The organism is Halorubellus salinus (assembly GCF_020567525.1).
GTDB classification, from domain to species: domain Archaea; phylum Halobacteriota; class Halobacteria; order Halobacteriales; family Natrialbaceae; genus Halorubellus; species Halorubellus salinus.
Map to the genome: position 1 here is coordinate 23,311 of NZ_JAJCVI010000005.1, position 13,490 is coordinate 36,800.

At 68.3% G+C, this 13,490-nt stretch carries 12 protein-coding genes; 9 read left to right on the forward strand and 3 right to left on the reverse strand.

Annotation, left to right across the window (positions count from 1 at the left end; translation table 11 throughout):
• From LI336_RS14320 to LI336_RS14350, 7 genes are all read left to right on the forward strand, one after another.
• Positions 1 to 1,419, forward strand: coding sequence for an ATP synthase subunit B (locus tag LI336_RS14320; RefSeq protein ID WP_227133822.1), 1,419 nt, complete (start codon positions 1 to 3; stop codon positions 1,417 to 1,419).
• A 184-nt stretch (positions 1,420 to 1,603) separates the two neighbouring features.
• Positions 1,604 to 3,283: a bacterio-opsin activator domain-containing protein gene (locus LI336_RS14325; RefSeq protein WP_227133823.1), complete on the forward strand. Its 1,680-nt coding sequence runs from the start codon at positions 1,604 to 1,606 to the stop codon at positions 3,281 to 3,283.
• Between the two features lie 72 nt (positions 3,284 to 3,355).
• Positions 3,356 to 4,117: a bacteriorhodopsin gene (locus LI336_RS14330; protein ID WP_227133824.1), complete on the forward strand. Its 762-nt coding sequence runs from the start codon at positions 3,356 to 3,358 to the stop codon at positions 4,115 to 4,117.
• A 133-nt stretch (positions 4,118 to 4,250) separates the two neighbouring features.
• Positions 4,251 to 5,048, forward strand: coding sequence for a lycopene cyclase domain-containing protein (locus LI336_RS14335; protein WP_227133825.1), 798 nt, complete (start codon positions 4,251 to 4,253; stop codon positions 5,046 to 5,048).
• Positions 5,045 to 6,091: a Brp/Blh family beta-carotene 15,15'-dioxygenase gene (locus LI336_RS14340; RefSeq protein WP_227133826.1), complete on the forward strand. Its 1,047-nt coding sequence runs from the start codon at positions 5,045 to 5,047 to the stop codon at positions 6,089 to 6,091. The genes LI336_RS14335 and LI336_RS14340 overlap by 4 nt, the downstream gene beginning before the upstream one ends.
• 147 nt (positions 6,092 to 6,238) lie before the next feature.
• Entirely contained in the window at positions 6,239 to 6,934 is a 696-nt protein-coding gene (locus LI336_RS14345) for a V-type ATP synthase subunit D (RefSeq protein WP_227133827.1), read from the forward strand.
• A 155-nt stretch (positions 6,935 to 7,089) separates the two neighbouring features.
• On the forward strand, positions 7,090 to 7,485 hold the full coding sequence (locus tag LI336_RS14350; protein ID WP_227133828.1) for a DUF6276 family protein: 396 nt from the start codon (positions 7,090 to 7,092) through the stop codon (positions 7,483 to 7,485).
• A 343-nt stretch (positions 7,486 to 7,828) separates the two neighbouring features.
• Here LI336_RS14350 and prf1 read toward each other — a convergent pair whose 3' ends face one another.
• Together prf1 and LI336_RS14360 are read right to left on the reverse strand one after the other, a co-directional pair.
• The gene (prf1, locus tag LI336_RS14355; protein ID WP_227133829.1) at positions 7,829 to 9,070 is read right to left on the reverse strand and encodes a peptide chain release factor aRF-1; all 1,242 of its coding nucleotides are present in this window, start codon (positions 9,068 to 9,070) and stop codon (positions 7,829 to 7,831) included.
• A gap of 278 nt (positions 9,071 to 9,348) precedes the next feature.
• Entirely contained in the window at positions 9,349 to 9,933 is a 585-nt protein-coding gene (locus LI336_RS14360; protein ID WP_227133830.1) for a hypothetical protein, read from the reverse strand.
• A gap of 265 nt (positions 9,934 to 10,198) precedes the next feature.
• Between LI336_RS14360 and minD the strand changes: the two genes are divergently transcribed.
• Together minD and LI336_RS14370 are read left to right on the forward strand one after the other, a co-directional pair.
• Positions 10,199 to 11,233 (forward strand): MinD/ParA family ATP-binding protein, encoded by a 1,035-nt coding sequence (gene minD, locus LI336_RS14365; protein ID WP_227133831.1) that lies wholly within the window; start codon positions 10,199 to 10,201, stop codon positions 11,231 to 11,233.
• A gap of 119 nt (positions 11,234 to 11,352) precedes the next feature.
• A complete protein-coding gene (locus LI336_RS14370; protein ID WP_227133832.1) occupies positions 11,353 to 11,493 on the forward strand; it encodes a hypothetical protein in 141 nt (46 codons plus the stop codon).
• 205 nt (positions 11,494 to 11,698) lie between these two features.
• Here LI336_RS14370 and argS read toward each other — a convergent pair whose 3' ends face one another.
• Entirely contained in the window at positions 11,699 to 13,450 is a 1,752-nt protein-coding gene (gene argS, locus LI336_RS14375) for an arginine--tRNA ligase (RefSeq protein WP_227133833.1), read from the reverse strand.
• Between the last annotated feature and the right edge of the window lie 40 nt (positions 13,451 to 13,490).

Here is a 13,490-nt window from a genome sequence, read left to right on the forward strand (position 1 = left end):
ATGAAGGAATACCAAACAATCACGGAGATCTCCGGACCGCTCGTGTTCGCGGAGGTCGACGAGGCCATCGGGTACGACGAGATGGTCGAGATCGAGGCACCCGACGGTAGTACTCGCCGCGGGCAGGTGCTGGAGTCCAGCGAGGGCCTGGTCGCAATCCAGGTGTTCGAGGGGACGTCCGGTATCGACATGGATTCGTCCGTTCGGTTCCTGGGCGAGACGATGAAGATGCCCGTGACCGAGGACCTCCTCGGGCGCGTGCTCGACGGTTCGGGGAACCCGATCGACGGTGGTCCCGACATCGTCCCGGAGGAGCGTCGCGACATCGTCGGCGAGGCGATCAATCCGTACGCTCGCGAGTACCCCGAGGAGTTCATCCAGACGGGTGTCTCGGGTATCGACGGCATGAACACGCTCGTCCGCGGCCAGAAGCTCCCGATCTTCTCGGGGTCCGGGCTCCCGCACAACGATCTGGCGCTCCAGATCGCGCGGCAGGCGACGGTCCCGGAGGAGTCCGAGGGCGGCGACGACGACGACGAGGAGTCGGAGTTCGCGGTCATCTTCGGCGCGATGGGTATCACGCAGGAGGAGGCCAACGAGTTCATGGCGGACTTCGAGCGCACGGGCGCACTCGAGCGTTCGGTGGTCTTCATGAACCTCGCGGACGACCCGGCCGTCGAGCGGACGGTCACGCCGCGGCTGGCGTTGACGACTGCGGAGTACCTCGCGTTCGAGCACGGCTATCACACGCTCGTCATCCTCACGGACATGACGAACTACTGTGAGGCGCTGCGCGAGATCGGTGCGGCGCGCGAGGAGGTCCCGGGCCGTCGTGGCTACCCGGGGTACATGTACACGGACCTGGCGCAGATCTACGAGCGTGCGGGTCGCATCAAGGGCGTCGAGGGGTCGATCACGCAGATCCCGATCCTGACGATGCCGGGCGACGACGACACGCACCCGATCCCGGACCTGACGGGGTACATCACGGAGGGCCAGATCGTGATGGACCGCGACCTGAACAGTCAGGGATTGAAGCCGCCGGTGAACGTCCTGCCGAGCCTGTCGCGTCTGATGGACGACGGTATCGGCGAGGGCTTCACGCGTGCGGACCACGCGGACGTGTCCGACCAGATGTACGCGGCGTACGCGGAAGGTGAGGACCTCCGCGACCTCGTGAACATCGTCGGTCGCGAGGCGCTGTCCGAGCGTGACAACAAGTTCCTGGACTTCGCGGACCGCTTCGAGGCGGAGTTCGTCGACCAGGGCTTCCAGACGGACCGGTCGATCGACGAGACGCTCGACATCGGCTGGGAGTTGCTGTCGATGCTCCCGAAGACGGAGCTGAACCGCGTCGACGAGGAGCTCATCGAGGAGCACTACGTCGAGGACGTCGGCGAGGAAGTCGCCGCCGACTGACGGTCTCTCTCGATTTCTTCGGTTCTCGGGTCGTCGAGGAGCGACGGCAATGGGTCGGTTCGTGGTTGGTGGTGGGTAACTGGTCGGGGTGTAGGAACTTGGTCGCTCGTGACGTACGTGAGGTATGCGAGAGCACGAGAGCCCTCGGTCGGGCCGGTCTGTCCTGGCGGATGGTGGGTCGAGCGTGTTCGAGGAGGAGCCGGTTCCGCCGCAGGGCGAGCGGGCGCGTGCGGTCCCGGTGACCGAGGCGGTCAAGCAGCAGGCGATGGACGCGGCACCGGTCGGGATAACGCTCACCGACCCCTCGCTCCCGGATAACCCGCTGGTGTACGTGAACGATGCGTACGAGCGCATCACTGGGTATCGTCGCGAGGAGGTGATCGGGCGGAACTGTCGGCTCCTGCAGGGGCCGGAGACGCGGGAGGCGCCGGTCGCGAAGATGCGGGCGGCGGTCGCCGAGGCGGAGCCGGTGACGGTGACGTTACGGAACTACCGGAAGGACGGCGAGTTGTTCTGGAATCGCGTGGAGCTCGCGCCGTTGTTCGACGACGATGGCGAGGTCGCGTTCTACGTCGGGTTCCAGTTGGACGTGACGCGTCGGAAGCATGCGGAGCGAGCGGCTCGGGAGCGGGCGCGAGCGTACCGCGACGAGCGGATGGCGTTGGAGGCGGTGCTGAGTCGCGTCGACGGGTTGCTCGCGGACGTGTCGGCGACGGTCGTGCAGGCGTCGACGCGCGAGGAGTTGCAAGCGCAGGTGTGTCGGTGCGTGGCGAGCACGCCGGAGTACGCGTTCGCGTGGGTCGGCGAGTACGGGCTGTCGGGCGAGACGGTCGATCCCGTCGTCGGGTTCGGTGGTGAGGCGGGTGCGCCGCGGCGCGTGGACGAGTTGTCGCTGTCGTTCGACGACGACGACCCGGTGGTGGCGGCGGTCGCGTCGAACACGATCCAGTTGCGGGATGCGAGCGAGTGCGCGAACGGACGGCTGCATGGGCCGGAGTGGCCGGACCGCTACGGGTCGGTCGCGGTCGTGCCGCTCTCGTACGGCGAGGTGACCTATGGCGTGCTCGCGGTGTACGCGGACGAGGAGGGTGCGTTCGACGAGCACGAGCGCGTGGTGCTGGCGTCCGTGGGGCGGACGGTGGCGACGGCGATCAACGCGGTGGAGTCCCACGAGCGCGTGGTTGCGGATGGCGTCGCGGAGGCGCGGTTGGACGTCTCGGGGTCGGAGCTGTTCCCGGTCGTGCTCGCGGCGGGCCGCGAGTGCGAGGTTTCGTTCGCGGGTGCGGAGGTGGCGGACGGCGAGGTGTCCGTGCTCTGGGACGTGACTGGTGTCGACGCGGCGGTGGTGTTGGAGACGGCCGCGGCGTTCCCGGAGCTGTCGACGTCCGTGGTGGTGGACGGCGAGGACGGGTGTCTGGTGTCGATGACGGGGTCGATGGGCGAGCTCGTCGAGGGGCTTGCGGCGCGGGGTGTCGAGGTCACGTCGCTCTCGGCGGACGGTGACGGGGCGTCGCTCGTGCTGTCGATTCCCGCGGGCTGTGATGGGCGCGACGTGGTGTCGACGGTCCAGTCGCGGTTCCCGGGGGCGGCGCTGGAGGCGTACCGGTCGGGTGAACGGTCTGTTCGGACGCGTCGCGAGTTCGTCGCGGCGCTCGACGCGGACCTCACGGATCGACAGCGGGCGGCGCTCGTCCGGGCGCACGCGGCGGGGTTCTTCGAGACGCCGCGAGCGGTCAGTGGGGAGACGCTCGCGGCGTCGATGGGCGTGTCGACGTCGACGTTCCACGAGCACCTGCGGGCGGCGCTCCGGAAGGTCGTGGGCGAAGTCGTCGACGGCATCGCCCCGACCGACGGCCCGTTATAAAGACAGGCCGAGAGAGACGGAAATTTCCGGTGGTGGAGTTAGTTCGGTCCCTCGCGTACATGTTAGCGTAGCATGGCATCACCAGAAGGCGAAGCACTGTGGCTGTGGCTCGGCACCGCGGGAATGTTCCTGGGGATGGTTTACTTCATCGCCAGGGGTTGGGGCGTAAAGAACGAGAGACGACAGAAGTTCTACATCGCGACGATATTCATCACCGCGATCGCGTTCGCGAACTATCTCGCGATGGCGCTCGGGTATGGGTTGACGACAGTCGTCGTGGGTGGGGAGGAGATCCCCATCTACTGGGCGCGATACACGGACTGGCTGTTCACGACCCCGCTACTCCTGTACGACCTCGGGTTGCTAGCGGGCGCTGACCGGAACACCATCTACACGCTCGTCGGCCTCGACGTCGCGATGATCGGGACCGGCGCCGTCGCAACCCTCACGGGCGACCTCCAGGGTGCTGCACTCTCCACGGGCGCGCAGCGCCTCATCTGGTGGGGCGTCAGCACGGCGTTCCTGCTCGTCCTCCTCGTGTTCCTCTTCCGGAACCTCACCCAGCAAGCTCGGAACCTCTCGGGCGAAGCCCAATCGAAGTTCCGCCTGTTACGGAACATGCTGACCGTCATCTGGCTGGTCTACCCCGTGTGGTGGCTGGTCGGGACGGAAGGCGTCGGCGCGGTCGGACTCGGCATCGAGACGGCCGGGTTCATGGTCCTCGACCTCGTGGCGAAGGTCGGGTTCGGGTTCATCCTCCTGTCGAGTCACGCGATCCTCGACGAGGCCGACACCGCCTCCGAGGCACCGAGCGGCGCGACCACTGCGGACTGACACCGTCGCGACGCGGTTTTTTCGTACTCGAAGCAATCATGTATCCGATACACTCGTCCAGACGACGTTCGCTTCGTGGCGTCCAGGGTCGACCAGGTCGCTCACCTTGCCCCCGTTCGCGGGGTGAGTTCGCGTGACCGACGTCCTGACGTACGTCGTCTTCCACCTGCTGTTCGTGGTGCCGGCGCTCGCCGCGGTCGTCGTCCTCCGGCGGGTGCGTGGTCTGGACGAGTGGACGCGGACGTTGAAGGTCGGAACGCCGGTCGTGGTCCTGCTCGCGGTCGCGTACACGACCCCGTGGGACAACTACCTCATCTCGCGGGGCGTGTGGACGTACGGCGACGGGACGGTGTTCGCGCGGGTGTGGTTGGCACCCATCGAGGAGTACGCGTTCTTCGTCCTGCAGTCGATGCTCGCGGCCCTGTGGGTCGGGAGTCTCGGCATCGTCGACGTCTCCACGGCGCGGATCTCGCGTCGGCAGCGCGTCGTCGGCGCGCTCGCCGCGGCCGCCGTCACCGCACTCGGCCTGGCGTGGGTCCTCCAGGGCGGCCAGACGCTGTACCTCGGCGCCATCCTCGCGTGGGCCGGGCCCGTCCTCGGCGTCCAGTGGGCGTTCGGCTGGCCGGTCCTCGTGCGCGCACGGAAGACGTTCCTCCTCGGCGTGCTCGCGCCGACGCTGTACCTCTGCGTCGTCGACCGGATCGCCATCGAGGCGGGCGTCTGGATCATCTCGGAGACGTACACCACCGGCGTGTTCGTGCTCGGCCTCCCCGTCGAGGAGGGCCTGTTCTTCCTCGTGACGAACGTCTTCGTCGTCCAGAGCCTCGTCCTCCTCAAGTGGGTGTACGCCGCGCCCGCCGCCGCCGTCCCCGCACCGCTCCGCCGGTTCGTCCGACTCAAACTGACGCGCGGCGAAAGCGTGGCACGATGACGACGAGCGGGTACGTCGACCGGTCGTCGGAGCCAGCGGCCGTCCGCGACCGGCTCGTCGCCCTCGCGCTCGTCCCGTCGTGGGCGGTCGTCGGCGTCCTCGCGGTCGCGTTCGCCGCGGGCGTCGACCGCCCGCCGCTCGTCGTCCAGCTCGTCCCGCTCGTCGCGAGCGTCGTCCTGTTCGGGCTCCCTCACGGCGCCGTCGACCACCTCGCGCTCGCACGCACGGGCGGCCGGCCAGCGACGCGCGCCCACCAGCTCCGCGTCGGCGCGCTCTACGCCGTCGTCGGTGGGGCGTACGCCGTCGCGTGGTTCGTCGCCCCGCTCGCGGCCGCGGTCGCGTTCGTCCTCCTGACGTGGGCGCACTGGGGCCAGGGCGACCTCTACCCGCTCGTCGCGCTCTTCGACGGCCAGCATCCCCGGGGACGCGCCCAGCGCGCACTCACTGCCGCGGTCCGCGGCGCGCTCCCGATGGCGGTGCCGCTCGTCGCGTTCCCCGGCCAGTACGAGCGCGTCCTCGGGTGGTTCGTCGCCCCGTTCGGTGCGTCGACCGACGCCATCGCGTGGCTGTTCACCACCGACGCGCGCCTCGCCGTCGCCGCCGGCGTCGGCGCACTCACCGCCCTCGCGCTCGCGAACGGCTACCGCGCCGACGGCGCCTCGACCGCGTGGACCGTCGACGTCGCCGAGACCCTCGCCCTCTGGGCCTTCTTCCTCCTCGTCCCTCCCATCCTCGCCGTCGGCGCGTACTTCTCCGCGTGGCACGCGCTCAGGCACGTCGCGCGCCTCGTCGCCGTCGACGACACCGCAAGCGCCGCACTCGAACGCGGGAACACCACGGGGGCCCTCGCCGCGTTCGCCCGCGACGCCGCCCCCCTCACCGTGGGCGCGCTCCTCGTCCTCGCCGCACTCGCCGTCCTCGTCCCCGCCACGCCCACCGAACTCCCCGGCCTCGTCGGCGTCTACCTCGTCGGCATCGCCGTCCTCACCCTCCCGCACGTCGTCGTCGTCACCGGCATGGACCGAGCGCAAGGCATCTGGTAGCACGCTCGCGAACCACCGAAGTCCCCCCAACCCCCCGCAAGAGCGCCACCGGGGCGCTGGCGAACGTTGCCGCGAGCGGCCCGCTCGCCCACCCACACCCGCTGGAATCGTAAAGGGTTAACAGGCTGGCTACGCAACTGGCGCGTAATGGCCAAGGACGTCAAGCCGACTCGGAAGAACCTCATGGCGATCGAGGACCGCATCGAGCTCTCCGAGCGCGGCCACGACACGCTCGAGCAGAAGCGCGACGGGCTCATCATGGAGTTCATGGACATCCTCGACAAGGCCCAGGACGTCCGGGGCGGCATGGAGGAGGACTACCAGACCGCCCAGAAGAAGATCAACATGGCGCGCGCCATGGAAGGCGACGTCACCGTCCGCGGCGCCGCCGCTGCACTCAAAGAGCACCCCGAAATCACGACGGAGTCGAACAACATCATGGGCGTCGTCGTCCCCCAGATCGAGTCCTCGAAGGTCAAGAAGAGCCTCGACGAGCGCGGGTACGGCGTCCTCGGGACGAGCGCGCGCATCGACGAGGCCGCGGAAGCGTACGAGGACCTCCTGGAGTCCATCATCCTCGCCGCGGAGGTCGAGACGGCGATGAAGAAGATGCTGAAGGAGATCGAGACGACCAAGCGCCGCGTCAACGCACTCGAGTTCAAGCTCCTCCCGGAACTCTACAACAACCAGGAGTACATCGAGCAGAAGCTCGAGGAGCAAGAGCGCGAGGAGATCTTCCGCCTGAAGAAGATCAAGGACAAGAAGGAAGCCGAGGAGAAAGCCGAGGAGGAAGCCGCGCGCGAAGCGGAAGCGGAAGCGGCGGAGACCGTCGACGCGGATTGAACAGGGCGTCCGTGGGCCGTCGACGCGGATTGACTGCGTACCGGGACCCTCGAACTGCATCGATTCGGTCGGGCGGGTGTCTCTTCTCACGTTCGACCCGGCTGGTGGGCGTCACGCAGACTAGTTTTTAGGCGGTCGGGCGTGTCGGGGTGATTATGCAATGCTCCGAGTGTCGTGGTGACGTGACTGTGTTCGAGGTGCCTGCGGACCTGCGCGAGTTCGCGCCGGGTGACGCGGCGTCCATCTGCACGCAGTGCCTGACGGTGACGGCGGCGGATCCGGCGAACGCGCAGCCCGCCGGCGAGGTGCGCTTCGAGGACATCGTGGAGTCGTTCCCGCCCGAAACGGCGGGCGTGCGGATGGCGCTCGTCGTCGGGATGCTGTCGTCGCTGGCGTTGAATCGCTCGAACATCGAGACGCTCGTCGAGGACCTCGCCGCTGACGGCGTGGACGCGATGCTGATACTCGAGGACCTCGAGGGCGAGGGGTCGCTCCAGCCGCGGGTCGCTATCGGGCGTCGCCGGAAGCAACTCGAGCAGCTCATGGAGTAGTTCGGCGACCGCGACCGCGGGTCGCTATCGCCCGCACACCCCGACCGCGCCGGCAGACATAAGTACTGGTTTTCGCGGTGCGTGCATCCGGTCGGTGCGTGACGATTTAGCCGTGCTCGGCCTATGGCCCCGTGTCGTTCGGCGCGTCGACGGAATCCGCCCGCCAACGGGGGACACACTCACCACGGGGGGAATCGGCGGTCTTGATTTGACACGGGCCCGTCGTCAGCGTCGAACGCATCGCCAGGTCCCGGAGAGGCAACCACCTCTCAGGCTGGCGTTCGACGACGAAGACAACGAGAACGAGGAGTCAGACGACCGTCCGGTCGAGGTTCGAAGGCGATCAGACGCCGGTCTCGTACCGCAGCAAGCCAGCGATACCACCGAACGCGTTGAGGAGTTGTTCGCCTTTCTCGAAGTCGGTGGAGATGAACTTCGTCTCCGTCCCGCGCTGGTCGGCGATCGCCATCAGGAACTCGATGACGTCCTCGCGCTCCTCGAGTTCGGCGTCGCTCCCGTCCTCGCACTCGTGACTCGGCGTCGCCTTCCGCGCGTCGAACACCTCGTACTCCTCGGTGTTCCCGCAATCGAAGACGGCGACGTCCTGCCGGAGGTCCTCGCTGATGAGGAGGTGCTCGACGGACCCCATGACGAGGTTCTGGCGCGTCGGCTCGAACCCGTACGTCGCCTGATTCCCGTCGTGGAGTTGCTTGAAGAACCGCTCCATCAGCTCCTTGTCCTCCATGATCTCCGCGTCCGCGAGCACGTCCTGTGCGGCGTCGACGAGGTCGTAGAGCCCGGACTCGTCGGTGTACGCGACGTCGAACTTCCCGAGCACTGAGTCCTGGAGTTCGTGATGGAGGTAGTCGCCGTCGAGGAACTCGTCCTTCGTCGGACTGGGACCGCCGACGAGCACGCCGTCGAGCTCGTGACGTTCGGGGACGAACAGCTCGTTGGCCATCTCCGCGACCTCCTGGTAGAAGTTGTCGATGGCTTCCAGGCGCAGGCGAGCGAACCGCTGGGCGGACTGGCCACCTTTGCGCTGTTTCCCGGGGACGAGCGAACTCGCTGACTTGACGGGTTCGACGCGCTTCCCGCGGAGCCACCCGACGTTCGCCTCGCGGCGGTCGAGCACGACGAGCCCGTACAGGCCCTTGTCCGCGAGCATGTGCTCGAGCGGTTCGGTGAGGAACTCGCTGTCGCAGTGATAGCGGAACGACTCGACGGGCTGGGGCGGCGACTCAAGCACCTCGGTCTTCATGTCGGTCTGGCCGCCACCGGAGTCGATGGCGCCCGAGAACAACACCATCCCGTTCTCCGGCGGGTCCTTGTAGTACTTCAATCGCGCTTTCAGCGACGACAACGCGTCCTGGACGGCGGTCCGGGTCTGCTTGGACTTGATGTTCGACGCTTCGCTGTGTTCCTGCGTGATGTGTGCGACGACGTCCGAGATCCGGCGGTCCTCCGGCACGTAGATGGTGACGAGTTGCGTTCCTGATCCTTCGTGGGCCTGCAGGTCCTCGATGACCTTCTGGAACTCGTACTTCTTCCGGTCGGACTGTTCCTCCTCGCTTTGCTGACTCATTGGATATAAGTCACCGACGTGCGCGTAAGTAACTGTTCCTTGTCCGTGAGACGGTCGCACGACCCCGCTCGCGGGCGTATGCGTGGTTCTGTCGCGGTGGGTGGTCGGCGGCGGGCGGTCGGCGGCGGGCGGTCGGCGTTGGGGGCGACAGGTGCCGCTATCGGGTGGCGGTCGTCCGGTGCGAAGAAACGAGGTCGGTTACGGGACGGAACGGTCGGACGTCGACGGCAACCCGGGCGTCAGCGGGGACCGGGTAGTCGGGTCGGGAGTCGAGGGCGTCACGCGTCCGCGTCGTCGTCCGTGAAGAACGAGACGACGGCGTTCACGATGCCTTCGGCGTTCGCGTTCGCCTCGCTCTGGCCGGTGGCGTTCGCGTTCGCGCCAGCGTTCTCGGACGCGCTCGCACCGACGTCGACGGACGCATCAGCATCGTCGTCCGCGCTCTCGTCCGCATCGTCGTCCGCGCTCTCGTTCGCGTCCGCGTCGTCGCCGCCGACGACGCTGGAGATGGCGTCACCGAGCGAGTCGTGCTCGCGCTCGCTCTCGTTCGCACCGAACCAGTCGGCGATCGTCGACTGGACGGTCTTGGCGGTGTCGCTGGCCTGCTCGGGGAGCGACCGGTCGCTCGCGCCGCTGGCCGGGACGTCGACCGGCGCGTTCGCGCCCGGCTCGGCGTCGGCCTCGTCGGTCGCGGCGGGCGCGTCGTCGCTCGCGCCGTCGGATTCGTTCGCGGCGTGGTCGTCGCCCGGGAGGGCGTCGGTCGCGGTCTGTCCAGACGTCGATGCTGCCGGCGTGGCCGCGACCGCTCCCGCGCCCACGACGAGCACGGCGAGGACGGCCGCGACGAGTTGCGTCGATTTCATGGTTCGTTGCACTCGAAGCCAGTGCTCGGAGTCACTTGAAGGGGGAACGCCGTTCGGGACAGTTCGAGCGTTTCAGGCGCTCTGAACCGGTTTTCGGGCGTCCTGAACGGCGTGAACGGGCGTGAACGGCGCGGGAACCGGGCGTCGTGAACGCGCCTGAAGCGAGTGAACGACGACGACCGTGCGAGTCGACCGGTGGCGTCCGTGCGAGACGATGTCGCGCGAACCACCATTTATTACTCCACCAGCACTGTATCGAATCGTAATGAGTACGCAGGAGACGGTGTACGCCATCGCGAGTGGGAAGGGTGGCGTCGGGAAGACGACGACGACGGTGAACCTGGGCACGGCACTGGCTGGCGTCGGCAATCGCGTCGTCATCGTCGACGTGGACCTCGGCATGGCGAACCTCGCCGGGTTCGTGAGTCTCGACACAGGCGGGACGTCGCTGCACGACGTCCTCGGCGGGTCCGCGACCGTCGACCAGGCGACGTACGAGCTCGCGAACGGCATCTGGGCGATCCCGAGCGGCGTCGACCTCGACGGGTACGCGGACGTCGCGACGGAGGAACTGACGGGCGTCATCGCGGACCTCCGCGAGCGCTTCGACTTCGTCCTCCTCGACGTCGGCGCGGGCGTGAGTCACGAGACGGTGCTCCCGCTCGGGCTCGCGGACGCGACGCTGCTGGTGTCGACGACGGAGCCCGCGGCGATACAGGACGCGACGAAGACCGTCGACCTCGTCGGGCGCGCCGGCGGGACCGTCGGCGGGATGGTGGTGACGCGAACGCGCCCGAACGAGCCCGTGTCGCCCGAGGACGTCGCGGAGAAGGTCGGGACCGACCTCCTGGTTGCGGTGCCCGAGGACCCGAAGGTCCGCGAGAGCGTGCACGCGGGCACGCCCCTCGTCGTCCACGAGCCGAAATCGCCGGCGGCGCAAGCGTACCGGTACCTCGCCGCGCGCCTGCTCGGGCAGGCCGACGACGACGACCGGCCGCGGTTCGGCGCGGAGAACGAGGAGGCCTCGGCCGCGAGCGAGTCCCCGGCGCGCGAAGGCGCGGCCGAGGACGCGGGCGACGACGGCGACGTGGCGTCGGCGGACGACGTGTCGAGCGCGATCAGCGAGGTGGACGCGGAGGACGGCGACGGCGACCGCGTCGACATCCCGGACGCGGACGCGGACAACGGTACGCGGAGCGCGGACGACGAGCACGTCGAGCGCGCGCTCGCCGACAGCGACGGTGACGCCGAGCGCACGGGCGAACCCGCGACCGACGGTGGCCACGACCACGACCGCTGACGTCCGTCGCGCCCGACCGCACGGCAGACCGCACGCGGCCGACCGGCGACCGGACCGGGTGGTTCCGCGGCGCTCTCGAACGGAAACGGCTTTCCCGTCCGACGTTCCAACGACCGTACATGGCTGACGACAACTCGATTCCGCTCTCGTGGATACTGCTCTTCCTGGTGCTCGTTATCGGCGTCGGCGTCGGCGCCGTCATCTTCGTCGGCGGTAGCATCATGGCCAGCGGCGTCATCGCACTCCCGCTACTCGGCTGAGGTCGGCTGCGCGTCGTCGACCCGGCGTCGGCAGGCGCAGGTGGGGCGTCGAGAGTGCGTCGTGTCGACATTCGGGAGCGGCTGCGCTACCAGCTCGGGAGCGCCCGCACTGCTAGCTCGGGAACGCTCGCACTGCCGGAGTCGAACGAAGCACGGAGAGCTAGAAGAAGCCGGAGAGAGGTGAGGTGGTCGCGTCGCCTGCTGGTTACATCGAGTCGGGTGCGGCGACGCCGAGGAGCCCGAGTGCGTTCGCGATGGTGTTCCGTGCGGCGGCGACGAGCGCGACCCGTGCCGCGCGCACCTCGGGGTCGTCCTCGCTGAGGACGGGGCACTCGCGGTAGAACGCGTTGAACGTCTCCGCGAACTCGCGCGTGTACGTCGCGACGTTGTGCGGTTCCAGTGCGTCCGCCGAGGCTTCGACGACCGCGGGGAATCGCGCGATCGTCCGCAGGAGGTCGTGCGCTTCCTCGCGTTCGAGCGCGCTCGCGTCGAACGCGGGAACCTCGTCGACCTCGTCGAGGATCCCACAGGTGCGGGCGTGGACGTACTGGACGTACGGCGCGCTCTGGGCTTCGAAGTCGAGTGCGCGATCCCACTCGAACGTGATCGTCTTCGTCAGTTGCTTCGAGATGATGTCGTAGCGGACCGCGCCGATACCGACCTGGTGCGCGATGTGGTCGACGTCCTCGTCGGTGAGGTCGTCGTCGCGGATGCGATCCTCCATGCGGTCCTCGACCTCCTGGCGCGCACGGTCGACGGCTTCGTCGAGCAGGTCGTCGAGGTCGACGCCGGTGCCTTCGCGCGTCGACATCCCGAGGCCGCCGGGGAGGTTCACCCACGAGAAGATGACGTTCTCCAGCTGGCTCGTGTCGTTCCCCAGCAGGTCGAGGGTCGTCTGCAGTTGCTCGGCCTGGAGCTTGTGGTCCTCGCCGAGGACGGTGACCGCGCGGTCGTAGTTCTCGAACTTCCACTCGTGGTGCGCGAGGTCCCGGGTCGTGTACAGGCTCGTGTCGTCCGACCGCAGGAACACCATGTTCTTCTCGATGCCGTGCGGGGTGAGGTCGAGCTGCCAGGCGTCCTCCTCGTACACCGCTTCGTCGAGTTCCTTCAGACGGGCGACGAGGTCGTCGGTCGAGCCGTCGAACATGAACCGCGACTCCTTGACGAACTCGTCGAACTCCGCGGGTAGGCGCGCGAGGCACTCGCGCATCCCCGACAGCACCTGGTCGACGACCTCGGTGACGCGGTCGTGGACGTCCTCGTCGCCCGCCTCCAGGCCCTGCATGATCGCTTGAATCTCGGCTTCGGCTGCCTCGACCTCGTCGGCCGGGCCGTCCTCGAGGAACGCGTTCCCCTTGCGGTAGTACCGGACGAGGTCGTACTCGATGCGGTCGCGCTCGGGCTCGCCCTCGAGGTCCTCCTCGTCGAAGTGCTCGTACGCCCACGTGAACACGGCCATCTGGCGGCCGGCGTCGTTCACGTAGTAGTGGCGGTCGACGTCGTACCCCGCGAAGTCGAGGACGTTCGCGACCGCGTCCCCGACGATGGGGTTGCGGGCACGCCCGACGTGAACGGGGCCGGTCGGGTTCGCGCTCGTGTGTTCGACGACGGCGGACTCGCCGGTGTCCTCGAGTCGTCCGTAATCGTCGGCCTGGCCGGCGTCGAGCGTCCCGGCGTAGTACGCGTCGCTCGGCAGGAAGTTCACGTACGGGCCCTGGGTCGTGATGGCGGCGACGTACTCGATGTCGTCGGCGTCGAGCGCGTCCGCGACCTCCGCGGCGACCTGCGGCGGCGGTGCACCGGCCTCGCTCGCCAGTCGGAACGCGACGCTCGAGGCGAGAACGGCGTCGACGTCTTCCGGCGGTTCCTCGATTCCGAGGTCGTCGGTCGGATAGTCGAGGGTCGCGAGCGCGTCCGCGAGCGCCTCCTCGACCGCCGACCGCAGTGTCAGGAACATACCCTCCGGTTCCCCGCCGTCGCCTAAAGGGGTTACTGAA